The sequence below is a fragment of the Stenotrophomonas sp. YJH_SMC_131 genome, assembly GCF_059367975.1.
The window spans coordinates 354,697-380,406 of record NZ_JCAFRJ010000005.1 but is presented as its reverse complement, the minus strand read 5'-3'; the positions used below and the strand labels follow the sequence as shown (position 1 = coordinate 380,406).

19 protein-coding genes are annotated in these 25,710 nt (G+C 67.2%); 6 read left to right on the top strand and 13 right to left on the bottom strand.

The genetic code is table 11. The features are described from left to right. Positions 1-188: 188 nt before the first annotated feature. The 6 genes from lysS to AC5P56_RS13260 form a co-directional block, all read right to left on the bottom strand. A complete protein-coding gene (gene lysS / locus AC5P56_RS13285; RefSeq protein WP_481440699.1) occupies positions 189-1,700 on the bottom strand; it encodes a lysine--tRNA ligase in 1,512 nt (503 codons plus the stop codon). 187 nt (positions 1,701-1,887) lie between these two features. Further along, the gene (locus tag AC5P56_RS13280; protein ID WP_111206961.1) at positions 1,888-3,528 is read right to left on the bottom strand and encodes an acetolactate synthase large subunit; all 1,641 of its coding nucleotides are present in this window, start codon (positions 3,526-3,528) and stop codon (positions 1,888-1,890) included. 62 nt (positions 3,529-3,590) lie between these two features. Next, the gene (locus tag AC5P56_RS13275) at positions 3,591-4,976 is read right to left on the bottom strand and encodes an NAD-dependent succinate-semialdehyde dehydrogenase (RefSeq protein WP_495231723.1); all 1,386 of its coding nucleotides are present in this window, start codon (positions 4,974-4,976) and stop codon (positions 3,591-3,593) included. Positions 4,977-5,622: 646 nt separating this feature from the next. Continuing rightward, entirely contained in the window at positions 5,623-6,405 is a 783-nt protein-coding gene (locus AC5P56_RS13270) for an MmyB family transcriptional regulator (RefSeq protein ID WP_197606957.1), read from the bottom strand. A 156-nt stretch (positions 6,406-6,561) separates the two neighbouring features. After that, positions 6,562-7,687, bottom strand: a protein-coding gene (gene prfB / locus AC5P56_RS13265; RefSeq protein ID WP_014037064.1) for a peptide chain release factor 2 whose coding sequence is annotated in 2 segments (ribosomal slippage) — positions 6,562-7,611 and positions 7,613-7,687 — 1,125 coding nt in all. Because the reading frame shifts where the segments join, the coding sequence is not laid out codon by codon here. 70 nt (positions 7,688-7,757) lie between these two features. Further along, positions 7,758-8,618: a LytTR family DNA-binding domain-containing protein gene (locus tag AC5P56_RS13260; RefSeq protein WP_032959458.1), complete on the bottom strand. Its 861-nt coding sequence runs from the start codon at positions 8,616-8,618 to the stop codon at positions 7,758-7,760. Between the two features lie 175 nt (positions 8,619-8,793). Between AC5P56_RS13260 and AC5P56_RS13255 the strand changes: the two genes are divergently transcribed. Further along, positions 8,794-9,993 carry an acyltransferase family protein gene (locus tag AC5P56_RS13255; RefSeq protein WP_197606959.1) on the top strand — a complete coding sequence of 400 codons (1,200 nt, stop codon included), beginning with the start codon at positions 8,794-8,796 and terminating at the stop codon, positions 9,991-9,993. Between the two features lie 102 nt (positions 9,994-10,095). Here AC5P56_RS13255 and AC5P56_RS13250 read toward each other — a convergent pair whose 3' ends face one another. Both AC5P56_RS13250 and recJ read right to left on the bottom strand, forming a co-directional pair. Beyond that, positions 10,096-13,008 (bottom strand): DUF2135 domain-containing protein, encoded by a 2,913-nt coding sequence (locus tag AC5P56_RS13250; protein ID WP_227864418.1) that lies wholly within the window; start codon positions 13,006-13,008, stop codon positions 10,096-10,098. Positions 13,009-13,150: 142 nt separating this feature from the next. Beyond that, a complete protein-coding gene (gene recJ, locus AC5P56_RS13245) occupies positions 13,151-14,908 on the bottom strand; it encodes a single-stranded-DNA-specific exonuclease RecJ (RefSeq protein WP_049440115.1) in 1,758 nt (585 codons plus the stop codon). A 145-nt stretch (positions 14,909-15,053) separates the two neighbouring features. On the opposite strand from recJ, the gene AC5P56_RS13240 reads away from it, so the two are divergent. Beyond that, a complete protein-coding gene (locus tag AC5P56_RS13240) occupies positions 15,054-16,094 on the top strand; it encodes a DUF1176 domain-containing protein (protein ID WP_049440092.1) in 1,041 nt (346 codons plus the stop codon). A 112-nt stretch (positions 16,095-16,206) separates the two neighbouring features. On the opposite strand, the gene AC5P56_RS13235 is transcribed toward AC5P56_RS13240, so the two are convergent. The 5 genes from AC5P56_RS13235 to dapB form a co-directional block, all read right to left on the bottom strand. Next, positions 16,207-17,124: a Regulatory protein, RpfE type gene (locus tag AC5P56_RS13235; protein ID WP_014646995.1), complete on the bottom strand. Its 918-nt coding sequence runs from the start codon at positions 17,122-17,124 to the stop codon at positions 16,207-16,209. A 4-nt stretch (positions 17,125-17,128) separates the two neighbouring features. After that, on the bottom strand, positions 17,129-17,593 hold the full coding sequence (greA, locus tag AC5P56_RS13230; RefSeq protein WP_026347191.1) for a transcription elongation factor GreA: 465 nt from the start codon (positions 17,591-17,593) through the stop codon (positions 17,129-17,131). An 8-nt stretch (positions 17,594-17,601) separates the two neighbouring features. Beyond that, positions 17,602-20,844 (bottom strand): carbamoyl-phosphate synthase large subunit, encoded by a 3,243-nt coding sequence (gene carB, locus AC5P56_RS13225; RefSeq protein ID WP_014646994.1) that lies wholly within the window; start codon positions 20,842-20,844, stop codon positions 17,602-17,604. A gap of 149 nt (positions 20,845-20,993) precedes the next feature. Further along, complete coding sequence (gene carA, locus AC5P56_RS13220; RefSeq protein ID WP_014646993.1) at positions 20,994-22,121, bottom strand: glutamine-hydrolyzing carbamoyl-phosphate synthase small subunit; 1,128 nt, start codon at positions 22,119-22,121, stop codon at positions 20,994-20,996. Positions 22,122-22,457: 336 nt separating this feature from the next. Beyond that, a complete protein-coding gene (gene dapB / locus AC5P56_RS13215; protein ID WP_080052982.1) occupies positions 22,458-23,177 on the bottom strand; it encodes a 4-hydroxy-tetrahydrodipicolinate reductase in 720 nt (239 codons plus the stop codon). 90 nt (positions 23,178-23,267) lie between these two features. On the opposite strand from dapB, the gene AC5P56_RS13210 reads away from it, so the two are divergent. From AC5P56_RS13210 to AC5P56_RS13195, 4 genes are all read left to right on the top strand, one after another. Beyond that, positions 23,268-24,029: a 3-oxoacyl-ACP reductase gene (locus tag AC5P56_RS13210; RefSeq protein WP_414611750.1), complete on the top strand. Its 762-nt coding sequence runs from the start codon at positions 23,268-23,270 to the stop codon at positions 24,027-24,029. Positions 24,030-24,033: 4 nt separating this feature from the next. Next, positions 24,034-24,429 (top strand): MerR family transcriptional regulator, encoded by a 396-nt coding sequence (locus AC5P56_RS13205; RefSeq protein ID WP_049440088.1) that lies wholly within the window; start codon positions 24,034-24,036, stop codon positions 24,427-24,429. 55 nt (positions 24,430-24,484) lie between these two features. Further along, entirely contained in the window at positions 24,485-25,066 is a 582-nt protein-coding gene (locus AC5P56_RS13200) for an NAD(P)H-dependent oxidoreductase (protein WP_049408776.1), read from the top strand. 147 nt (positions 25,067-25,213) lie between these two features. Continuing rightward, entirely contained in the window at positions 25,214-25,675 is a 462-nt protein-coding gene (locus AC5P56_RS13195) for a DUF4304 domain-containing protein (protein WP_049440087.1), read from the top strand. Positions 25,676-25,710 lie beyond the last annotated feature (35 nt).

Here is a 25,710-nt window from a genome sequence, read left to right as displayed (position 1 = left end):
CATGCGTCCCGATTCATGATCGTCATCACAATGTGAAGCGGACTCCCCACACCGTGCCCTCCCCCTGGCGCCGATCAAGCCATAACAGGCGTCAAGGTAGTGCAATTACGATACGCCGAGTGCGGGACGCGTCAATCGCGCCGTCTCGTTTCGGGATGGCGCGCACAATCGGGAGTCAAAAAGGCGACTTACTGCTCCGGACGCATGTACGGGAACAGCAGTACATCGCGGATCGAGCTGCTGCCGGTCAGCAGCATCACCAGGCGATCCACGCCGATGCCGAGGCCGCCGGTCGGTGCCATGCCGTACTCCAGCGCACGGATGTAGTCGGCGTCGTAGTGCATGGCCTCGTCATCGCCACCTTCCTTCGCCGCCACCTGGGCCTGGAAGCGCTGGGCCTGGTCTTCCGGATCGTTCAGCTCGGAGAAGCCGTTGGCCAGCTCCTTGCCGTTGACGAACAGCTCGAAGCGGTCGGTGTAGCCCGGGTCATTGTCGTTGGCACGGGCCAGCGGCGAGACCTCCACCGGATGGTCGGTGATGAAGGTCGGCTGGATCAGGGTGTGCTCGACGGTGGCCTCGAAGATCTCCAGCAGCAGCTTGCCCCAGCCGTAGGACGGCTTGACGCGGATCTTCAGGCGCTCGCAATGGCGCAGCAGCGCCTCGCGGTCGGTGCAGTCCGCCGCAGAGATTTCCGGATTGTGGTGGCGCACCGCCTCGTCCATGCGCCAGCGGCGGAATGCCGGGCCCAGGTCGATCTTCGCGCCGTCCCATTCGACCTCGGTGCCACCGTTGACGGCCTTGGCCACGTCACGGATCACGCCTTCGGTCAGGTCCATGATCTCGTTGTACGTGGCATAGGCCTCGTACAGCTCCATCATGGTGAATTCCGGGTTGTGGCGGGTGCTGACGCCTTCATTGCGGAAGTTGCGGTTGATCTCGTACACGCGCTCAAGGCCACCCACGGTCAGGCGCTTGAGGTACAGCTCCGGCGCCACGCGCAGGTACAGGTCCAGGTCCAGCGCATTGTGGTGGGTGGTGAACGGCTTGGCCGCCGCGCCGCCGGGGATGTAATGCATCATCGGCGTCTCGACTTCCAGGAAGTCGCGGTTGTCCAGCCACGCGCGCATGGCGCGGATGATCTTCGAGCGCTTGATGAACACCGCGCGCGACTCCGGGGTCACGATCAGGTCGACGTAACGCTGGCGGTAACGCTGCTCGACGTCGGCCAGGCCATGCCACTTGTCCGGCAGCGGGCGCAGCGACTTGGTCAGCAGGCGGATCGATTCGGCCTTGACCGACAGCTCGCCGGTCTTGGTACGGGTCAGGCCGCCTTCGACGGCGATGATGTCGCCCACGTCCCAGCCCTTGAAGGCGGTATAGGCATCGCCCAGCACCGCGCCCTGCAGGAACAGCTGGATGCGGCCGGACTCGTCCTGGATCTGCGCGAAGCTGGCCTTGCCCATGATGCGCTTGGCCATCAGGCGGCCCGCCATCTTCACCTGGCGGCCGTTGCCTTCCAGGGCCTCGGCGGTCCAGGTTTCGGCATCTGCGAATTCTTCCTGCAGGCGGCCGGCGAAGTCCTCGCGACGGAAGTCGTTCGGGTACGCGATGCCCTGCCCACGCAGCGCTTTGAGTTTCTCACGGCGCTCGGCGATCAACTTGTTTTCGTCGACGGGGGGGGTATCGGTAGCTTCGCTCATGGATCTGCGGGAATCGTGTAGTGAGGGGGGATGCAGCGCCCGGCACAGCCGGTTGCCCAGCATACCAAAACCGCCCAGTCCCAGCCCTGGGCCGGGCCCGCCCCGGTAGCCGCCAACCTTGGTTGGCGCTGTGCGTGTCGACCAAGGTCGACACCTACCGGGCGGATCGGCCGGCCCTGCTCCGCCGCTACCTGTTGCCGGGGAACGCCTGGCGCAACTCATCCACCAGCACCCGCTGGTTCTCCGAATAGTCCACCGGCACCGACACCAGGTGCACCCCGCCCTCGTTGAAGGCCGCTTCCAGGGTCGGGATGAACTGCTCGATGGCCGTCACCTCGTGGCCCTTGCAGCCATAGGCCTCGGCGTACTTCACGAAATCGGGGTTGCTGAAGGTCATGCCGTAGTCGGTGAATCCGTCCACGGCCTGCTTCCAGCGGATCATGCCGTAGGCACCGTCGTTGAGGATCAGCACCACCAGGTTCAGGCCCAGCCGGCGGGCCGTCTCCAGCTCCTGGCTGTTCATCATGAAGCCGCCGTCGCCGCACACCGCCAGCACCCGCCGCTGCGGATACAGGATCGAGGCCATGATCGCCGACGGCAGGCCCGCGCCCATCGTCGCCAGCGCGTTGTCCAGCAGCAGCGTGTTGGCCACCTGGGTGCGGTAGTTGCGCGCGAACCAGATCTTGTACATGCCGTTGTCCAGCGCCACGATGCCATCCGGCGGCATCACCTGGCGCACGTCGTGCACCAGCCGCTGCGGGGTGAACCCGACCTCTTCGGCCCGGTCGGCCAGGTGTTCGAGGATGGTCGCGCGCAGCGGCAGCAGCGCAGCGGCGTTCGGCACCGCGCCCTCGATGCGGTCGGCCAGCTGGGTCAGCGAACGACCGATATCGCCGATCACCTCCACCTGCGGGAAATACACCTGTTCCACCGCCGCCTGCGAGTACCCGATATGGATCACCGTCGGCCCACCCGGGCGCATCACGAATGGCGGCTTCTCGGTGACCTCGTGGCCGATGGTCACGATCACGTCGGCCTGGTCGATCGCCATGTGCACGTAATCGCGCTCGGTCAGCGCCGCGGTGCCCATGTACAGGCCTGAACCACCGGCCACCGCGCCCTTGCCCATCTGCGTGGTGAAGAACGGGATGCCGGCGCGCAGCACGAACGCGGACAGCGCGTCGCTGGACTGCGGCCGCGAGGCCGCCGAAGCGATCATCAGCAGCGGCCGCTTTGCATTGCGGATGAGCTCTGCTGCCCGATCCAGCGCCTCCGGGCTGGCAATGGGACGGTCCACCGCGTGCGGCGGAATCAGCGCCACGCCCTCGACCTCATCGGCAGCAATGTCTTCGGGCAGCTCCAGCAACACCGGGCCCGGGCGCTCTTCCTGGGCGACACGGAACGCCTCGCGGACGATGGTCGGAATGGTGCGTGCCGAGACGATCTGCCGCGCCTGTTTGGTCAGCGGCTTCATCGTGCCGACGATGTCGACGATCTGGAAGCGCGCCTGCTTGCTGGCGACGATGCCCTTCTGGCCGGTGATCATGATCACCGGCCACGCACCCAGCAGCGCATAGGCGGCGCCGGTGGTGAAGTTGAGCGCGCCCGGGCCGAGCGTGGCCAGGCATACGCCCGGCTTGCCGGTCAGGCGGCCGTAAGTGGCCGCCATGAACACCGCCGCCTGTTCGTGGCGGGTGATGACCAGTTCGATGCTGGAATGGCGGAGCGACTCGACCACGTCGAGGTTTTCTTCGCCGGGAATGCCGAAAATGCGCTCGACGCCTTCGTTCTCAAGTGCGGCGACGAGCAGATCTGAACCCTTGGACATCGGATGCCGTCCTTTGTGCTGGACTGATGGTGGATCGTTGCAGGAAGGATGAGAGCCGCGCGTCAATGCTTGTCGAACCACACTGTCTGCGCGTTGACGAATTCACGGATGCCGAAGTGCGAGAGCTCGCGGCCGAAGCCGCTCTTCTTCACACCGCCGATCGGCACGCGAGGGTCGGAAGCGGAGAAGCCGTTGACGAACACACCGCCGGTCTGCAGCCGGCGCGCCAGCTGCATGGCCCGCGCGCGGTCACCGGTCCACAGGTTGCCGCTGAGGCCGAACTCGCTCTGGTTGGCCAGTTCCACCGCGTGGTCGGCATCGCGAGCGCGGCTGATCGAGGCCACCGGCCCGAACGTTTCCGTATCAAAGGCCTGCATGCCCGGCTCCACGTCCGCCAGCACGGTGGGCGCATAGAACGCGCCCGGACGATCGAGCTGATGGCCGCCGACGAGCAGCTTCGCGCCTGCGTCCACCGAGGCGCGCACCTGCGCGTCCAACTGTTCCAGCAGGTCCTGGCGTGCCATCGGACCAATACGATTGCCCGCTTCACGGCCATCACCGATGGTCAGCGCCTGCACCTTCTGGCAGAACTGCGCCACGAAGCGGTCGTACACCGCGTCTTCAACGATGATGCGCTTGCCGGCAATGCAGACCTGCCCGGTGTTCTGGAAGCGCGAGGTCACCGCCGCATCGACGGCCGCATCCAGGTCAGCGTCGGCCAGCACGATGAACGGATCCGAGCCGCCCAGTTCCAGCACCACCTTCTTCAGCGCCTGCCCGGCCTGGGCGGCGATGCTGCGGCCTGCGGCCACGCTGCCGGTCAGGGTGACGGCGGCGATGCGGTCATCGGCGATCGCACGGCTGGTACCCTCGCGGCTGACGTTGGCGGCGATGAAGGTTCCTTCCGGCAGCCCGGCATCACGCCAGGCGGCATCGAGCAGCTGCGCGGTGCCGACGATGTTCTCGGCCGGCTTCAGCAGGAAGCCGTTGCCGCCCATCAGGATCGGTACCGCCGCGCGCATCACCTGCCAGTACGGGAAATTCCACGGCATGATGCCCAGCACCACGCCCAGCGGCAGGTAGGACACGTAAGCCTTGTCGTCGGGCACCTGGGTCGGCTCGTCGCGCAGGAACTGCGCACCGTGGTCGGCGTACCAGTCGCACAGCACGGCACACTTCTCGATCTCGGCCAGTGCTTCGGCCTGGACCTTGCCCATTTCGGCAGTGGCCAGCGCGGCCAGCTTTTCACGGTCACGGCGTAGCACCGCGGCCATCGCACGCAGTACGTCTGAGCGCTGTTCGAGGCTCTTGACGCTCCAGGCCGCAAAGCCGACCTGGCCGCGATCCAGGATTGTTTCCAGCTCGGCGTCGGTAGCGAAGGGATGGCTGGCGATCTGCTGGCCGGTGGCCGGATCGCGGGAAATGGCGGTGGTGGGGGCAGCGGACATGCAGGTCTCCTGGTGTCTCGTCGACGGGCGGCGGCCCGTCTCCTGCACAGGAATGTGGACCCGATTGGCGGAGGCAACAAGGCGTCTGCTTATCCTGTGACCTGCACTTACCTGTCTGAATGGGGGCTCTTGCAGGGCTGCGCCCTGCACCCGCAGAGGCAACGGCAACAGCCGAAGCAGCAGCAACAGCGGGCTATCCGTGGGATGGCGAGGTGGGTCCGGTTGCGGGAGACGCCGTAAACCCGTCCTTGGGGGCTTGGCCGCGGCATCCATGCCGCGGACACTCCCGCAACCGGACCCACCCCGCCTTCGACGGTTTTCCGCGATCTGTCGGAAATGCTCTTGGGGTCAGATCCGTTTTCCATAGGAAAACGGATCTGACCCCGGAATTTCTTTCGATATCTGACAGATGTGTCGACCAAGGTCGACACCTACCAACAGCCGCGTGAACCTTTCAAAGGTGGGGCGGTGTCGGAGTGCGGGGTGTCAGCCGCATGGATGCGGCTGCCAAGCCCCCAGGGACGGGTTTACGGCGTCCCCGCACTCCGACACCGCCCCGCCAACCCACGGAATCCAGCTCTAGCTCTGGCTCTGGCTTTGGCCGTTGCATTGAGCAGGTGCAGGGCTGCAAGCCCTGCCGACCAACCTACCTACGCGGCAGGTAAGTCACCAGGGAAAGATCGTGCCGGCTCTCCGGCACCAGCGCCACGTACTGCAGGTCCAGCAACCCGCGCGTGGGATGGTTCAGCTTCTTCGCCCCTTCATCGAACCGACGCACGTCGTGCTCCGGCCACCACTGGCGGAACTCCTCGCTATGCGCCGCGATGTCCTCCACCAGCACCAGGAACGGCGCCTTGTCCGGCGCCTGCGCCATCGCCGCACGGAAGCCTGCCAGCAGGCCGCGGGTCATTTCTTCCCAGTTGAGGATCAGCGTGCGGTACGGCGGGTACAGGAACATCAGCCGCAGCGTGTTGCGCTCATGCGGCGCCAGTTGGCTGTAGTCCACGAACAGATCGGCGATGGCCGGGTTCCAGGCCAGGATGTCGAAGCGGGTGTTGCGCACATAGGCCGGGATCGGTTGCATCGCCTCCACCAGCTGGCGCAAGCCGTCGGTCACGCTCTCGTCCGGTGATTCCAGCGGCACGCCGTAGCCGGACAGCGCGAACGCGTAGGCGCGTTCGTCGTCGCTCATGCGCAGCACCTGCGCCAGGCGCTCCAGCACCTCGGGCGAGGCGCGCACTTCACGGCCCTGCTCGATCCAGGTGTACCAGCTGACGCTCACCCCGATCGCCAGCGCGACTTCCTCGCGCTTCAGGCCCGGGGTACGCCGGCGCCCGGCCGGCAGGCCGAGCGTGGCAGGATCGACACGGGCGCGGCAGGCCTTGAGAAAGCCGCCGAGTTCCTTGCGTTCACTTTCGCTGCGCATCATCGCTACCGCCGTACCCGTTGTAGCGTCGAGCCATGCTCGACGCATCTGCTACTGCGCCAACAGCAGCCGAGCATGGGCTCGGCCCCACATCGGAAGCGTGATCAGCCACCCTCGGCGTTGCGCACGAGGGTGACGATATCCGCGCAGGCGCGCCGATCAGGCATCGACGCGCTTGGAGCCCACGGCCAGGCCGGCCTTCAGGCTGGCCTCGACGAACTCGTCCAGGTCGCCGTCCAGCACCTTCTGCGTGTCCGACCGTTCGATGCCGGTGCGCAGGTCCTTGATGCGGCTCTGGTCGAGCACGTAGTTGCGGATCTGGCTGCCCCAGCCGATGTCGGACTTGGTGGCTTCCACCGCGTCCTTCTCGGCATTGCGCTTCTGGATCTCCAGTTCATACAGCTTGGCGGCCAGCATCTTCATCGCGTTGTCGCGGTTCTGGTGCTGGCTGCGGCCGGTCTGGCAGGCCACGACGATGTTGGTCGGGATGTGGGTGATACGCACCGCCGACTCGGTCTTGTTCACGTGCTGGCCACCGGCACCGGACGAACGGTACACGTCAGTACGCAGGTCGGCCGGGTTGATGGTGATGTCGATGTTGTCGTCGATTTCCGGCGACACGAACACCGAGGTGAAGCTGGTGTGGCGGCGGTTGTCCGAGTCGAACGGCGACTTGCGCACCAGGCGGTGCACGCCGGTCTCGGTCTTCAGCCAGCCATAGGCATAGTCGCCTTCCACGCGCAGCGTGGCCGACTTGATGCCGGCAACGTCGCCACCGGACACTTCCATCAGTTCGGTCTTCCAGCCGCGCGACTCGCACCAGCGCAGGTACATGCGCAGCAGGATCTCGGCCCAGTCCTGGGCTTCGGTGCCGCCGGCACCGGCCTGGATGTCGACGAACGCCGCCGCATTGTCCATCTCGCCGGAGAACATGCGCTGGAACTCCAGCTTCTCCACGTGGGCCTGGTGCTTGTCCAGGTCGGCGACCACGGCCAGGGCGGTGTCCTCGTCCTGCTCGGACTCGGCCAGCTCCAGCAGCTCGGTGGCATCGTTCAGGCCATCGAGCACCGAGGCGATGCCGCCCACGGTCTTTTCCAGGCTGGAACGTTCGCGGCCCAGGTTCTGGGCGTACTCGGCGTTGTTCCAGACGTCGGGGCTTTCCAGCTCCCGCGTTACTTCTTCAAGACGCTCTTTCTTGGCGTCGTAGTCAAAGATACCCCCGAAGCGACAGCACGCGATCGGTCAGATCGGTGATGCGCTGGCGGACAGGATTCAGTTCGATCATGTCGGCGGTTATGCATTCAAAAGATGACTGGTAATGATACCGCAGGCTGCGGGTGCCCGGAATGAGGGCCTCACCCTGCCCCCAGCGCCTGCCGCAGCAGCGGCAGCTGGCGCCGGCTGCACGGCACTTTCGCCCCGTCGGCCATGTGCAGCAGGGCCTCGCCACCGTCCAGCGGCTCGATCGAGCGCAGCTGGCCCCGATGGATCAGCCAGCTGCGGTGCGGGCGCAGGAACTCGCCCGGGTCGAGCCGCTGCTCCAGCACCGCCATGGTGATCCGCAGCGGATAGTCGTGGCCGCGTACCCGCAGGTTCACATAGTTCCCCGCGGCCTGGGCATACTCCACGTCCGCCGTGGCGACCAGGAACTCCTTGCCCAGCTTGCGCACCAGGAAGTGCTGGGGGCGCTCGACCGGCTCCACCGGCGGGCCGACGTCCGGCTCGGCCAGCAGGCTCGCCTCGCCCTGCCTGCGCCGGCCGAACCAGCTGGCAAAGTGCTCCAGTGCCACGAACATCGCAAACGTGCGTACATCCTTCAGGTATTCGTAGGCAAAACGCTCCAGCCAGCCGGCATCATCCTGGTAGCGATGGCCCAGCGACCCGTAGGCCAGGTGCCGCAGCAGCACCATCCCCACCACGTGCAGCAGCGACCAGCCGACGCTGGCCAGCAGATACAGCGGCAATCGCCGCTTCCAGGTATCGGCATGCAGCGGCCAGCGCTCGCAGCCCCACCACAGCAGCGGCAGGGTCAACAGGACCAGGCCGAGGCTGCTGAACTCCCAGATCATCGGCTCCCACAGCCCGAGATCGGCGCCGCGGCGACTGGCGTCCATCACTTCCACCAGCGCATTGGTCACTGCCGAGGCCGACAGGATCGCCGCCCATACCAGCAGCCGGGTTGAAGTACGCCAGCGCGATGGTCGGCCCTGAGTCATTGCTGCATCCATGTCGTTGCGGTGCTCCAGCCTGCCTCAAGGGACAAAGGGTAGCGGCTCCATTGATCCCACCACCCCCGCCATTGGTCACTGCGTCGGTTCCAGCGGCCCCTTGCCAGTCGCCGCACGGACCGGGCGGCGTCACCTTGGCTCGACTCTCCGGCACACCACCACCATGACCCGACGCTACGACATCGACGCCCTGCGCGTGTTCGCCTTCGCCCTGCTGATCCTCTACCACACCGCCATGGCCTACGTGGACGACTGGGGCTTTCACCTCAAGAGCGTGCATACCGCCGAATGGCTGCAGTGGCCGATGCTGTTCGTCAACCGCTGGCGGATGTCGCTGCTGTTCCTGATCTCGGGTATCGCCATCGCGCTGATGCGGCCGGAAGGCAGGTTGCTGCGCTTCGCCGGCCTGCGCACCTGGCGGCTGCTGCTGCCGCTGCTGTTCGGCATGTTCGTGATCGTGCCGATCCAGCCCTATTGCGAAGGCGTGGCCAACGGCCACGTGGCACCCGGCTTCGGCCAGTTCCTGCTGCGCTACTGGCAGGTGCGACCGTGGCCGGAAGGCAGCTTCGCCGGCTGGCAGTACGGCATCACCTGGAACCACCTGTGGTACCTGGCCTATCTGTGGAACTACACGCTGGCCTTGGCCCTGTTGATGCCATTGCTGGGAACGGCGGTGGTTCGCCGCGCGATGGCGCTCTGCGCAGCATCGCCGATGCTGCTGATCGGCCTTCCGTCCGCCCTGCTGCTGGCCTGGGTGATCTGGCTGGAGCCGATCTACCCGTCCACCAATGCCCTGCTCGGCGACTGGTACCAGCACGCGAAGTACGCGACGGTGTTCCTGGGCGGCTACCTGCTGGGTCGTGAACCGGTGTTCTGGGAGCGCGTGGTCGCCCTGCGCCGCACCACGCTATGGCTGGCGCTGGCTGCCGTCGGCTGGTATCTGGGGTTGCGCATCCTCGGCCAGGTATTGCCCGCCGATTCCCAGCTGCGGCAATGGCCCGAACCGTTCTGGGACCTGCAGGGCCGGGCCAGCCAGTCGCTTTACGTATGGACCGCGCTGCTGGCCATCCTCGGCTGGGGAAAGGTCTTCCTCGATCGCCCGTTCCGCTGGCTGCCGTACTGCACCGAGGCGATCTATCCCTGGTACATGCTGCACCAGAGCCTGATCATCGTGCTGCTGTTCTGGCTCAAGCCACTTCAGTTGGGCCCGTGGATGGAACCGGCCCTGCTGCTGGCCGGTACTGTCGGCGGCTGCCTGCTGATCCATGAGTTGCTGATCCGTCGCGTGCGTTGGCTGCGGCCCCTGTTCGGCCTGCGTGCGAATCCGCCGGCGGCGCCAATGGCGCGCACCGCAGTAGTGTAGAGCCGAGCCCACGCTCGGCTGCTTCTGCCATGAGCCGAGCGCAGGCTCGGCTCTACATTGAGGCAGTCGAGCCAGCTCGACTCTACACGGGTGCCCGAGCGATCAACGCACCTCGAACTCGCCCACCAGCACGGTTTCGGCGCGATCCTTCAGCCGCATCGTCACCATCTGGTCCTTCTGCTTGGCCGTGCCCCAATGGGTGGTCAGGCGCAGCATCAGCGTCGTCGCACCGGTCACCAGCTGCTGGCGACTGCCGAAATAGTTCGCCTCGACCTTGTACTTGCCCGGCTTGGCGTTGCGCAGCGAGAACTGCTCGGGGCCATAGCCGCCGGTGAAGTCCTGCGACATCCGCCCGCCCTGGTAGGTCTGGCGGTTGCCGTAGTAGGCACGCTCGCCGTTCGGGTCGGTCACCCACAGGTCCATGTCGCTGTTGTCGGCATCCCAGGACAGCACCACGCGCAGGTCCAGCGGCATTGCCTGCAGCAGGCGCGGGTCGATGGCCGAGGTATCCAGCCGTGGCGTGCTGCGCGCCACCAGGTTGGTCAGCTCATCCAATGCGATCAGGGCGATGCCATCGAAGCGGCTGTCCCACGGCCGCACCACCACCTGGTACAGCGGCGCCAGCGCCTGCTGCGGCTTGCCGGCCGCTGCCAGCGCCAGGCCTAGGTCGCGGAAGCTCTGCGGTTCTTCCTGGCCCATCGCCAGCACCTGCTCGAACACCGGCACCGCCAGTGCCGGGGCATCAGCCTGCATCAGCCGGTAGCCGAGCACGCGCAGCAGATGCCGGTTGTCCAGATCCATCTCGGCCAGGTTCGACAGTACCCGCAGTGCCAGTTCGCGCTGGCCCTGCTCCAGCAGCAGGTCGGCCACATCGAGGAAGAACGCGCTGCTGTCGGCGTGGGCATCGCGCTCGGCCAGATAGCGGTCGTAGAGTTGCGACGGCGGGCCCTCGCGCAGGCGCCGGGCGATGGCCGAGTCCGGCTGCCAGGCCGCCAGCTGGATGCCGAGTTGGCCGTCGTTGGCAGCAGCGGGCGCAGCGACACGGCCACCAGTGACCGTGATTGAATCCAGGGCCTTGTTCGATGCAGGCGCTGAGCGACGCGCACGCGCGCTGCTGGCTTCCATGCGCTGCTCGGCGGCGGCGGCCATCGGTGCCGGGGCGGGTGGTGCCGCCGGGGCCGGCGCGGCGAGCATCGCCACCGGCGCTGATTCCATCGCGTAGTCCGCGGAGGCCACTTCGAGTGCCCCGCCCTTCGGCTGCGGCGGCACACCCTTCGGCCAGCTGCGGTTCCACCACTGCTGGCGCTCCTTCCAGCGAGCGGCCACTTCATCCAGGCGCTGGCGATCGGCTGCGGCGCGATCACTTACCTGCACTGCAAACCTGGCGTCGTACTCGGCGCGCAACGTGCCCGAAGGGCGGATCGCATAGCGCAGGTAGTCCTCCAGCGTCTCCAGCACGATCAGCGAGGTATCCGGCCCGACCAGGCCGAACTGTTGTGACAGGCGCTGCATCGCCTCACGGTTGCCACGGCGGTCGGCGGCCAGCTGCTGCAGGCGCGCCTGCGCCCACAAGCCTGCCAGCAGTTCACCGTCTTTGCTCTTCTGCGTGGCGGGCAGCGCCTGCCATTCGCCGCCACCCACGCGCACCCGCATCGGCACGCCGTCGGCCGCCAGTCGTGCATGCAGCCACAACCAGCCCTGGGCTTCACTGCGACGATCGATCACCACGTCCTGCACGCCGCGCCCTGCATCGACCTGCACATCCAGCGGCGACGACAGCAGCTCACGGGCGGCCAATTCGACATCCTTCCCCAGCGCTACGAAGCGACCGCCATGCGCTTCGCTCCATCCACGCAGTCGCACGGCATCGGTGCGCGCGCCGGCGCTGCTGACCGCAAACAGGCGTTGGTCCGGCGCCATCGCCGGCAGCTGTTCCGGCCCATAGGTCAGCAGGCCATCGCTGAACAGCAGGTATTCCTTCACGCTCGATTGCGGCTGCCACTGCGCCAGCGCGCTGGCACCGTCCGGGCGTACGGCCTGCAGTGCCGCACGCAGCTCACTCCAGTTACCGGCGCGGATGCGGAAGCGCCTTACCGGCTCGGCGCGATCCCGCAGCACGGTCAAGGCCACGGTGCCGTCACCCAGCGCAGCGAAGTAGCGATCCAGCAGGGCGAACTCCCGTGAGCGATCGCGCTGTCCCGCCGATCCGGAGCCGTCCCACAGCAGGCCGATCTCGCTGGGCAGCGTGCGCGGCTTACTGCTGGCCGCCACCGGCAGTTGTGCCAGCAGGTAGTGCCCATCCTGCCAGGGCGCCACCTGGACCTGCGCCTGACGTGCTGCCGGCAGGTTCCACTGCAGCTGCTGCGGCAACTGCGCGCCCTTGCCCTGCCACAGCAGTTGGCCCGCGCTGATGCGGAAGGGTGCCGTACCTGCAGTGGTCGCGCCGGGTGTCTGCAGTTTCAGTTCAACCGAGGCCGCGCCGGCGGCGAACTGCAGCGGCAGCGTCCACTGCCAGCCTTGGCCGGCGAAGGCCAACGGCTCGCGGATCACCAGCTCCACGCGCCGGCTACCGCCGGCCGGCAGCGGGTAGATGCGCAACCGGAACTGGTTGCCAGCGGTCTGTTCCAGCAGGCCCGGGTCGACCCCGCGACGGGCGATCTCCTCGAACACCTGGCGGCCGCGATCCTTGGGCACCGGCACCGCGTCACGCATCTCGCCGTTGATATCCAGCGCGAAGCCGCTGACCTGCTGACCGTCGGCCAGCGGGAACTGCAGCTCGCCCTCCAGCACGCGCCGGTTCGGGTTGTGGAATTCCAGTGTGATCCGGGTCTGGGCGATGCCGGCCTGGACTTCGCCTTCGATGCGGGCGTGTCGCAGCTGCACCGCCTGCTCGGCGGCCGGGGCAATCAGCAGAGGCATGCTGGCCTGCGGCCGGGAGATCGGCGGCGACTGCGCGCCAGCGGGCCAGGCCGCGAGGGCCAGCAACAACACAGTGCAGCAACGGACGAAGACCATGAGCGGACTCCAGTGGGATCGTGAACCTTTGAACGCACCAGCAACCGTAATGGGGTTGGCGCCCCCAAAAAGGGGACGGAGGGGATTAAGTCGCAAGTGGCAAACAAGGCACAAGCGACTTAATCCCCTCCGTCCCCTTTTTCTATGCGGGCAGGCAGTGCTCCACGATCAGCTGGATGGCGCTACCGCCGCGATAGTCGTCGCAGGCGAGGCGATAGGCGAGATGCACATGGCGACCGGGCGCGTTGCCGTGCCAGCCGCCGAAATGGATGGCGTTGATCGTGCCGGGTACGCCGGGCAGGCGCAGTTCCAGCTTCAGGTGACGCTCCTTCAGCACGCGCCAGTTGGCCACTTCGAAGTGGCCGTCGAACAGTGGCTCGGGGAAACCCTGGCCCCACGGCCCGGCCAGGCGCAACGCATCGGCGTGGCGATGGTCCAGCTCGTCCGCCGCCAGTTCGCCATCACTGAGGACCTGCTGCTGCAGTGCCGCCGGGTCGAGCATTTCCAGCACCACGGCGACGAAGGCGGCCTTGAAGTCATCGACGTGGTCACGCCGCAGGCTGAGCCCGGCCGCCATGGCGTGGCCGCCGAAGCGTTCGATCAGGCCCGGATGGCGCGCATCGACCAGCGCCAGGGCGTCACGGATGTGCAGGCCGGGAATGGAGCGCGCCGAGCCTCGCAGGGTGTCGGCGCCAGGTTCGGCCGGCGCGAAGGCGATCACCGGGCGATGCAGGCGGTCCTTCATCTTCGACGCGACCAGGCCGACCACGCCCGGATGCCAGTCGGCATCGAACAGGCAGGCCGCCACCGGTCGCTGACCGGCCATGTCCAGCACCACCCGGGTCAACGCCTGCTCGGCATCGTCGGTCATCGACTGCTGCACGGCGCGCCGTTCCGAATTGATCTGCTCCAGCGTCTGCGCGATCTCGCGCGCCTGGCGCGGGTCTTCGGTCAGCAGCAGCGCGATGCCCAGCGCCATGTCTTCCAGCCGGCCCGCGGCATTCAGGCGCGGGCCGAGCGCGAAGCCGATGTCGGTGGCTGTGAGCCGCGCGGCATCACGGCCGCTGGCTTCGATCAGCGCACGCAGGCCGACACAGCCCTGCCCCGCGCGCAGACGCCGCAGGCCCGCGCTGACCAGTGCCCGGTTGTTCGGATCCAGCGCCACCAGGTCGGCGACGGTGCCGACCGCCACCAGGTCCAGCAGCGTGGTCAGGTCCGGCCCCTTGCCATCGGCGAAGACGCCGGCCTCGCGCATGTGCCGGCGCAGCGCCATCAGCACGTAGAAGATCACGCCGACGCCGGCCAGCGACTTGCTGGGGAAGGCATCACCGTCGAGATTGGGATCGACGATGACATCGGCCGGCGGCAGCTGCGGCCCGGGTAGGTGATGGTCGGTGACCAGCACCTGCCAGCCCCGCGCCTTGGCCGCGATCACGCCCGCATGGCAGGCGATGCCGTGGTCGACCGTGACCAGCAGGTCCGGCTGCAGCTCGGCCAGCTCCTCCACCAGTGAGGGTGACAGGCCGTAGCCGTGCACCATTCGGTTCGGCACCGCGTGGAAGACATGCTGCGCGCCGAGCATGCGCAGTCCACGCACGCCGACCGCACAGGCGGTGGCGCCATCGCAATCGAAATCGCCGACCACCAGGATGCGCTTGTCATTGGCGATGGCCTCGATCAGCAGACCCACCGCATCATCGATGCCGGTCAGCAGCTCGGGGGCGTGCAGATGGCCCAGTTTCGGCTGCGCCAACTCCGGTGTACCGGCGCCTCGGTTGGCATAGAGACGCGCCAGCAGCGGCAGCGTGCCCTCCGGCCAGCTGCCGGGCGCGACCGCATCGCGGCGGCGGATCGTCGGCGTATCAGGGAATGGCTGCACAGCATCGGCGGCAAGGGACATCGGCATCGCCGGGTTGCGGAAGACATCCCCATGATAGCGCGGGGTCGGATCTCTCTGCCCGCAGGAGGCTCCACCCCGATCGCGAGCATTTGGAATCTGCCAGCATATCTTCCATGCTTGTCGGCCCGGAAATGGACTTCAACGCATGCATCGCACGCTGCTTCCCGCGCTGCTGGGCCTCGCCCTGGCCCCGGCCGCCCACGCCGCCACGCCCGAACCGAAGGCCGGCGTGCAGTTCCAGCACAACGACTGGTCGCTGGCCTGTGACAACACCCGCACCTGCCGCGCCGCCGGCTACAGCCCGGAAGAACCCGGCAATCTGCTCAGCCTGATGCTGGAACGCGCGGGCGGCCCGGGTACGAAGGTGCTCGCGCGGCTGCGCAATGGCGAGGATGGCGAAAGCCCGACGCCGACCGGGGCGCTGCGCCTGCGCCTGAACGGCAAGGACCTGGGCCCGGTGCACGACACCGGCGACGGGGACAACGTGTTGTTGCAGCAGGCACAGACCGATGCACTGGTCGCCGCACTGCCGCGCCAGGCACGCATCGAGATCATCGACGGCAAGGGCAAGGCGTGGCCGATCTCCGACAGCGGCGCAGCGGCCGTACTGCTGAAGATGGACGAGGCCCAGGGCCGGCTGGGCACGCCCGGTGCGCTGGTGCGGCGTGGCGACAAGCCCGAAGCGAGCGTGCCTGCGGCGTTGCCGGTGCCAGTGATCGTGCGCGGCACGCTGATGGCACCGCGCGCCTCGGACGCGGCGCTGGCCAAGGCACCGGGCCTGCGCAAGGCGCTGATCGCCAGCCTGCCGAAGCCGGATGAGTGCGGCCGCCTGAGCGATGGCGGGGCAGATGAGATCGAGATCCAGCGACTGGACGCCCAGCATGTACTGGCAAGCACCAGTTGCTTCGTGGGTGCCTACAACATGAGCAACGCCTACTGGGTGGTGCGAGACAGATCGCCTTACCAAGCGACCTTTGTCACCAACCTGGCCGAAGATTTTGACCGCGATGACGCTACGCTGCGAGGCCGCTCCCGAGGCCGCGGTGTCGGCGATTGCATCTCCGCCAATGACTGGGTGTGGGACGGGGAGCGCTTCGTGAAGAGCAGCGATTTCACGACGGGCCAGTGTCGCAATATGCTCGGCGGGCACTGGACACTGCCGACGGTGGTCAGCGAGGTCCGTTGAGGCGCCGCTACCTGCGGTAGTGCCGGCCGCTGGTCGGCAACCCCGACAAACCCTGGGGGTCAGAGCCGTTTTCCGATGGAAAACGGATCCGACCCCGATCGGTCGACCCCGATCAATCGTGAAGCTGCCGCGGCTTCTTCCAGAACTGCCAGCGCTGGCCGCGGTCCAGCTGGAACTGCAGGCCGTCCTCGAAATCCAGCACCAGCCGCTGCAGCTCGCCACGCTTCAGCGCGGCCAGCAGCGGCCGGATTGCATCATTGCCGAGCTGCTGCAGCGAACGCAGCTGGCGCAGGTCGACCAGTGCATCCACCGCCTGTTCGCCATCGACGGCTACGCCAGCCGCCAGGGCCAGGCCCTGCAGCAGGGCATCGCGGCTGCGCACCTGTGCGTGCGGCGTGCTGACCGACACCGGCATCACGCCACCGCCCCAGAACCACAGCGAATTGATCGGCTGTTGTCCCTGAGCGGCGCGCTGCTGGTTCCAGGAATGGTTGTGCAGCAGTACCTGCGCTTCGGTCATCAGCGCCCGCCAGCGACGGCCGCCCTCGCCCTCCGGCAGATGCGAGAACAGGTCATCGCCCAGCACCTCGTCCGGACTATTGAAGTCCGGCAGCACCAGGTCGATTGGAAGCCGCAGGTACCAGCGCGACGGGTCCGGTGCGTCAAGCACGAACCCGGCATCGGCAAACAAGGGCTGCAGCACCGGCAGCAGGGCCAGGCTGTCGGCCAGCGTCGGCCGCAGCGTTTCGCCGTAGGCCATCATCCGCGCGCCATGCATGTCCGGCACCATGCAGGCCGGATCGGCACGCAGCCAGCTGGCGCCGGCGGCATCGCCGACGTCGCGCTGGCGGGTCAACGCGGCCACCGGCCAGTGCGGCGCGGCAACCGCAAAATGGCGCGTCAGCTGCGCGCGTTCGCCCGGCGCGACCTGCACGGTCGTGGCACGGCCGAGCGCACGTGCCACATCGTCCGGCAACGCAGCCGCGGCAAAGCGGCTGCGGGCCGGCAACAGCAGGGTCGCCGTTGCCACCGTGTCAGTCCACGTAGCTGACGCTGACGATCTCGTACTCGCGCTGGCCGGCCGGGGCGTCGATCACGATCGAATCGCCTTCCAGCTTGCCGATCATCGCGCGCGCCACCGGCGAGGAAATCGCGATCAGGCCCAGCTTGATGTCCGCTTCCAGGTCACCGACGATCTGGTACTTCTTCTCTTCGTCGGTTTCCACGTCGGCCAGCGTCACGCTGGCGCCGAACACCACCTTGGAGCCGGCGTTGAGCTTGCTCACGTCGATGATCTCGGCGTGCGACAGCTCGCCTTCCAGCTGCTTGATGCGGCCTTCGATGAAGCCCTGTTCCTCGCGCGCGGCGTGGTACTCGGCGTTCTCCTTCAGGTCGCCATGCTCACGCGCTTCGGCGATGGCGGCGATCACCTTCGGGCGCTTGACCGACTTCAGGTGATCCAGTTCGTCGCGCAGCTTCTGCGCGCCCTTCATGGTGATGGGGGCTCTCATGCATTCAACTCCTTGTGCAGCTCCTGCAGCGACCAGACGGGACCGGTGCCGCGGAATTCCAGTGAATCCACCAGCGCCTTGGCGCCGGCAATGGTGGTCGAGTAGGTGACGCGATGCTGCAGCGCCTCGCGACGGATCGAGAACGAGTCGTTGATCGCCGAACGACCTTCGGTCGTGTTGACGATGTAGACGATCTCGCCGTTCTTGATCGAGTCGACGATGTGCGGACGGCCTTCGACCACCTTGTTGATGATCTCGCAGTCCATGCCGTGCTGCTGCAGCCAGGCGGCGGTGCCACGGGTGGCGACCAGGCTGTAGCCGCGCGCCAGCAGCGCCTTGGCCACCGGCAGCACGCGCTTCTTGTCCGGATCACGCACCGAGACGAAGGCCTTGCCAACCGGCGGCGCCTTGATGCCGCCGGCTTCCTGCGCCCGCGCGAAGGCGGCGTTGAAGGTGCGGCCCACGCCCATCACCTCACCGGTGGAGCGCATCTCCGGCCCGAGGATCGGGTCGACGCCCTGGAACTTGGCGAACGGGAAGATCGCTTCCTTCACCGAGTAGTAGTCCGGCACGATTTCCTTGGTCGCGCCCTGCTCCGCCAGCGTCTTGCCGGCCATGCAGCGGGCGGCGATCTTGGCCAGCGGCATGCCGGTGGCCTTGGACACGAACGGCACGGTGCGCGAGGCACGCGGGTTCACTTCCAGCAGGTAGATGGTGTCGGCACCCTCGTCGCTGGTCTGGATCGCGAACTGGGTGTTCATCAGGCCGACCACGTTCAGGGCCTTGGCCAGCTCCACCACCTGGCGGCGCAGCTCGGCCTGGGTTTCAGCCGACAGCGAGTACGGCGGCAGCGAGCACGAGGAATCGCCCGAGTGCACGCCGGCTTCTTCGATGTGCTCCATCACGCCACCGATCAGGACGTTGCCCTGGGCATCGGCAATGATGTCGACGTCGCACTCCACGGCGTTGTCGAGGAAGCGGTCCAGCAGCACCGGCGAATCGTTGGACACCTTCACCGCGTCGCGCACGTAGCGGGCCAGGTCGGCTTCGCCGTAGACGATTTCCATCGCACGGCCGCCCAGCACGTAGCTCGGGCGCACCACCAGCGGGTAGCCGATCTCGCGGGCCAGCAGCAGGGCTTCCTGGTCGTTGCGGGCGATGCGGTTCGGCGGCTGCTTCAGGCCCAGCGTGTCGACCAGCTGCTGGAAGCGCTCGCGGTCTTCGGCCAGGTCGATCGAGTCCGGGCTGGTGCCGATCACCGGCACGCCATTGGCTTCCAGCGCGCGCGCCAGCTTCAGCGGGGTCTGGCCGCCGTACTGCACGATCACGCCCTTCGGCTGTTCCAGTTCGACGATCTCCAGCACGTCTTCCAGGGTCAGCGGTTCGAAGTACAGGCGGTCGGAGGTGTCGTAGTCGGTCGACACGGTTTCCGGGTTGCAGTTGACCATGATGGTTTCATAGCCATCCTCGCGCAGCGCCAGTGCGGCGTGCACGCAGCAGTAGTCGAACTCGATGCCCTGGCCGATGCGGTTCGGGCCACCGCCCAGGATCATGATCTTGTCGCGGTTGCTCGGCGCGGCCTCGCACTCGTCCTCGTAGGTCGAGTACAGGTAGGCGGTACCGGTGGAGAATTCACCCGCACAGGAGTCCACGCGCTTGTAGACCGGGCGCACCTTGTGCGCACGACGCAGCGCGCGGATGGCGGCTTCATTGGTGCCGGTCAGCTGCGCCAGGCGCGCATCGGAGAAGCCAGCACGCTTCAGCTTGCGCAGGCGTGCGGCGTCCAGCGCGTCGATGCCACCGGCCGCGACTTCGCCTTCTGCAGCGATGATTTCCTCGATCTGGTCCAGGAACCAGTGGTCGATGAACGACAGTGCGTAGATCTCTTCCACGCTCATGCCGGCGCGGAACGCATCGGCGACGAAGAACAGGCGCTCCGGGCCCGGCGCCTTCAGCTCGCGACGCAGGGTCTGCAGGTCGTCTTCGTTGGCCAGGTCCAGGCCGGTCGGGTCGAAGCCGACCTTGCCGGTTTCCAGGCCACGCAGGGCCTTCTGCACCGACTCCTGGAAGGTGCGGCCCATCGCCATCACCTCGCCCACCGACTTCATCTGGGTGGTCAGGCGGGCGTCGGCGGCCGGGAACTTCTCGAAGGCGAAGCGCGGGATCTTGGTGACGACGTAATCGATGGACGGCTCGAACGAGGCCGGGGTCAGGCCGCCGGTGATCTCGTTCTTCAGTTCGTCCAGGGTGTAACCCACGGCGAGCTTGGCGGCGACCTTGGCGATCGGGAAGCCGGTGGCCTTGGAGGCCAGCGCCGAGGAACGTGACACGCGCGGATTCATCTCGATGACGACCACGCGGCCGGTCTTCGGGTTGATGCCGAACTGCACGTTCGAGCCACCGGTATCGACGCCGATCTTGCGCAGCACGGCGATGGAGGCATCGCGCAGGCGCTGGTATTCCTTGTCGGTGAGGGTCTGTGCCGGCGCCACGGTGATCGAGTCACCGGTGTGCACGCCCATCGGGTCCAGGTTCTCGATCGAGCAGACGATGATGCAGTTGTCCGCGGTATCGCGGACCACTTCCATCTCGAATTCCTTCCAGCCCAGCACCGACTCTTCCACCAGCACCTCGGTGGTCGGCGACAGTTCCAGGCCGCGGCTGACGATCTCGACCAGCTCTTCGCGGTTGTAGGCGATGCCGCCACCGCTGCCGCCCAGAGTGAAGCTGGGGCGGATGATGGTCGGGTAGCCGACGCGGGTCTGGATCTCCAGCGCTTCGTCCAGGGTGTGGGCGACGGCGGCGGTCGGGCATTCCAGGCCGATCTCACCCATGGCCACGCGGAACAGCTCGCGGTCTTCGGCCATGCGGATCGCTTCGCGCTTGGCGCCGATCAGTTCGACGTTGTACTTCTCCAGCACGCCGTTGTCGGCCAGGTCCAGCGCGCAGTTCAGCGCGGTCTGGCCACCCATGGTCGGCAGCAGCGCATCGGGCTTTTCCTTGGCGATGATCTTCTCGACCGTCTGCCAGTTGATCGGCTCGATGTAGACGGCGTCGGCCATCTCCGGGTCGGTCATGATCGTGGCCGGGTTGCTGTTGACCAGCACCACGCGGTAACCCTCGTCACGCAGGGCCTTGCAGGCCTGGGCGCCGGAGTAGTCGAACTCGCAGGCCTGGCCGATGACGATCGGGCCAGCACCGATGATGAGGATGGTCTTGAGGTCAGTGCGCTTGGGCATTTTCTTCTCTAAGTCAGTACAGCGTGACAAGGGGGAGTGATCGCACGCTGTCGATCAGGAATCTTGATCCGCAGCGCCGCGCCGGGGGCAGCAGCGATGCGGGGTTTACGGTCCATCGCGACGCCACCGGGGGGCCGGCGGCGTACTGATCACGCCTTGGCCTGCTCCATCAGCACCACGAAGCGGTCGAACAGCGGACCGACATCGGTCGGGCCCGGCGACGCTTCCGGGTGGCCCTGGAACGAGAACGCCGGCACGTCGGTGCGGGCGACACCCTGGTTGGTGCCGTCGAACAGCGAACGGTGGGTCACGCGCAGGGTCGGCGGCAGGGTCGCTTCATCGATCGCGAAGCCGTGGTTCTGCGAGGTGATCATCACCCGGCCGCTGTCCAGGTCCTGCACCGGGTGATTGGCACCGTGGTGGCCATGGCCCATCTTCATGGTCTGCGCGCCCGAGGCCAGGCCCAGCAGCTGGTGGCCCAGGCAGATGCCGAAGGTCGGGATCTTCACATCGATGAAGGTCTTGATCGCTTCGATGGCGTAGTCACACGGCTCCGGGTCACCCGGGCCGTTGGACAGGAACACGCCGTCCGGCTTCAGGGCCAGCACTTCGGCGGCCGGGGTCTGCGCCGGTACCACGGTCACTTCGCAGCCACGCTCGGCCAGCATGCGCAGGATGTTGGTCTTCACGCCGAAGTCGTAGGCCACGACCTTGAACCGGGCCGGCACGCTGACGAAAGCGTTGGCATCCAGGTCCAGCTGGCCCTCGGTCCAGGTGTAGGTCTTCTCGGTAGTGACGACCTTGGCCAGATCCATGCCCTTCAGCCCCGGGAACTTGCGGGCGGCTTCCAGTGCCTTTTCCACGTCGATGTCGCCGGCCATCAGCGCACCGTTCTGCGCGCCCTTCTCGCGCAGGATGCGGGTCAGCTTGCGGGTGTCGATGCCGGCGATGGCGACCACGCCACGCTGGATCAGCCAGTCCTGCAGCGACACCTGGCTGCGCCAGTTGCTGGGGCGGCGCGGAACGTCGCGCACGATCAGGCCGGCCGACCACACCTTGGACGCTTCGTTGTCCTGGTCGGTCATGCCGGTGTTACCGATATGCGGATAGGTCAGCGTGACCATCTGCCGGGCGTAGGACGGGTCGGTCAGCACTTCCTGATAGCCGGTCATGGCGGTGTTGAACACCACCTCACCGACGGACAGGCCGGGCGCGCCTACGGATTCGCCCTCGAATACGGTGCCGTCTTCGAGGACGAGGATTGCGGCTTGGGTCACGGGAATCTCACTTTGGCTACCGAGGGGGCTGCCGAAGTCACGCCTGCGCTTCACGGAAATCCGGTTGCAAAAAAGCGCGGACGTACGGTCTGGGACCGGTCCGGCTTTCGTGATTCGGCGAGTGCGAATTGTAGCGCTGCCGGGGCGCTCGCGCCAGCGGTTATCGCGCTTCATGAACAGGCGATTGCGCATTCATTTCAATCCGATGGCGTATGCGGGCCGGAGGCGGGGTCGGATCCATTTCCCGAATGGGAAAGGCTCTGACCCCAGGCGCCCTCGGATGGGGTCAGAGCCCTTTCCGCAGGAAAGGGATCCGACCCCAGGAATCAGCCCGCCCTACTGCAGCAGATCCCTTACCCGGTAGCTGCCCGGCGCCCGCCCCTGCAGCTGGCGCGCGGCGAACAGGGCGCCGCGGGCGAAGATGTCGCGGTTGGTGGCCCGATGCACCAGCTCGATGCGCTCGCCCAGACCGGTGAACTGCACCAGGTGCTCGCCCACGATGTCACCGGCACGCAGGCTGGCGTAGTGCGGCTCCGCCCCGCCCCGCTGCGCGGCCGCGCCCAGGGTCAGCGCGGTGCCCGATGGCGCATCCTTCTTCTGGGTGTGGTGCGATTCGACGATGTCGCAGTCCCAGCCGGCCAGCGCCTGCGCCGCGCGCTCCACCAGCTCGTCCAGTACCGCCACGCCCAGGCTGAAGTTCGAGGCCCATACCAGCGGGATCTTCGCCGCCGCGGCCTCCAGCGCCTGGCGCTGCGTGCTGGAGATACCGGTGGTGCCCGACACCAGCCCGGCACCCCGCTCCACGCACAGCGCCAGCATCGGGTCGAAGCCCTCCGGCAGGCTGAAGTCGATCGCCACATCGAACACCGGCGCGCCGGGCAGCTCACTGGCGCCGAAGAACGGCACGCCGTCGACCACGCGCTGTGCCGGCGCACGGCCGGTCACTGCGGCCACGATCTGCAGGGTTTCGGGATGTTCGGCGGCCAGCCGCAGCAGGGCCTGGCCCATGCGCCCGGAGGCGCCGTGAATGAGCAATCGCAGGGGAGTCTGGTTCATGCCTGCAGGCTAGCGGCAGCACGCCTGCTCCGGCAAGCGCCATCACTGCTACGCTGCATGCCCTTTCATGCAATGGATGGCAGCCCCTTCATGCAGATCAGCGAACAGCTGGTGCTGGTCACCGGCGCCGGCCGCGGCCTTGGCCAGCACATCGCCCGCGCGTTCGCGGCGCAGGGTGCGCGCGTCATCGTCAACTACCACCGCAGCGAAGGCCCCGCACGGGCGCTGGCCGCCGAGCTGGGCGGACAGGCGATCGCGCTGCCGGCCGACGTCACCGACCGCAGCCAGGTCGATGCAATGCTGCAGCACGCCCTGGCCCACTTCGGCCAGGGCGTCACCACCGTGGTCAACAACGCGCTCGCCGCGTTCTCGTTCAATGGTGATGCCCGCGACGGCGCCGCCGATATCGGCTGGTCGGCGTTCCAGGCGCAGTTCGAGGGCAGCGTGCGCGGCGCGCTGAACACCGTGCAGGCCGCCCTGCCCGGCATGCAGGCCCGCCGCTTCGGCCGCATCATCAACATCGGCACCAACCTGTTCCAGAACCCGGTCGTGCCCTACCACGACTACACCGCCGCCAAGGCCGCGCTACTGTCCCTCACGCGCACGCTGGCCGGCGACCTCGGCCCACATGGCATCACCGTGAACATGCTGTCCGGCGGCCTGCTGCGCACCACCGATGCCAGCGCTGCCACGCCGGAGGCAGTGTTCGACTACATCGCCGCCAACACGCCACTGCGCAGCGTTACCACGCCAGCAGAATTCGCCGATGCCGCGCTGTTCTTCGCCAGCCCCTGGTCGCGCGCGGTGACCGGGCAGAACCTGGTGGTCGATGGCGGGCTGGTGCGGGACTGAGCCAATGCGCATTTCCGAGGTCAGCCGCCTGACCGGCGCCAGCGCCAAGGCCATCCGCCTGTACGAGGCGCGCGGACTACTGCCGCCGGTGCCGCGGCTGAACCGCTATCGCGACTACGGCGAACAGGATGTGGCCTGGGTGCAGCTGATCCGCCAGGCGTTGGCGCTGGGCATCACCCTGGCCGCGATCTCCCGCCTGCAGGGCCGCGACGGACGGCTCGACTGGCCCGCGGTGCTGGCCCTGCTTGAGCAACAACGCAGCCGCATCGCCAGCGAGCGGGCACGGCTGGCGCAGGTCGAGCTCGACCTGCAGCAGGTCAGCGACGAACTGCGGCAGTGGCTGCACTCCGGTAGCGGTGACTGCATCCTGGAGCCCAGCTGCTGCGCCGCTGGTGGTTGACTCTGCCCCAAGGGCATAGCCCAACCTCGCGCACTTTCCATTGCCCGAGGTTGCCGTGTCCCGTTCCATCCTGATCCTGCTCGGCCATCCCGACCGCGACAGCCTGTGCGGTGCCCTCGCCCAGCGCTACGCCACCGCCGCCGAGAATGCTGGCCATCGGGTGCGCCTGATCGCACTGGGCGAACTCGAGTTCGATCCGGTGCTGCGCCATGGCTACCGCCAGATCCAGCCGCTGGAAGCCGACCTGCAGGACACTGCGGATGCGATCGAGGCCTGCGACCATCTGGTGCTGGTCTATCCCACCTGGTGGGGCGCGATGCCGGCGCTGCTGAAGGGCTTCTTCGATCGCGTGCTGCTGCCGGGGTACGCCTTCCGCTACCGGCGCGATTCAGTCTGGTGGGACCGGCTGCTGGCCGGTCGCAGCGCACGGGTGATCACCACGCTGGATACGCCGCCCTGGTATTACCGCTGGATCTACCGCGACCCGGGCATCACCCAGATCCGCGCCACTATTCTGGAATTCTGCGGCATCCGCCCGGTGCGGGTCAGCCGACTCGGTGCGGTGCGCAGCAGCTCGCCGGAGCAACGCAACCGGTGGCTGGCGTTGGCAGCGGAGCTGGGCTCACGGGCCAACTAGCTGGAAGAGCGTGCGAACCAAGGTTCGCACCCACCTGGAGCGTTCGCACCCACCTGGGGCGCTCGTTGCGGGTGTCGCGTTTGCCAATTGACCGTCAGGCACTGCGCCTCAAGGCTGTGGGCCCTTGTTACGGCCCAGGCAAAGCCCATGAAATCCTCGACTGTCTTCAGCAAGTGCGCCAGGAAGACCGGCTTTGCCGGGACGTCGACGACCCGCTACCGCTTGCTGGACGCCGCGCTGCTTGTCGTGAATCACCAGCGCGCCAGCGAAAGCCGGGGCTTCTATGTGAATGCTGGACTCTACTTTCCGGAACTGCTCGCGTATCCCCTCGCGCCTGACGATCTTGAAACGGCTTTCCGGTACCGCTCCAGCATCCCCACGCCCCATGTCGACTGGCGGATCGAAGAAACGCCGGGCCTGCGCCGGACCTTCATCCAGCAGGATCTTGATGACCTGCTGGAGGCCGGTAACCGCGACGCGTTGAAGGCCCTGCTGCTCGATGCCCTGGCCGACGTGGCAGGTTTCGCGGCAGCCCATGGGAACAGGGAATCGGTGCGGCGATTGAACCGGGACGGGAACTTCCGGGCGATCATCCGCAGAGAGGTCTGAATCCCGAGAGCGTGCGAACCAAGGTTCGCACCCAC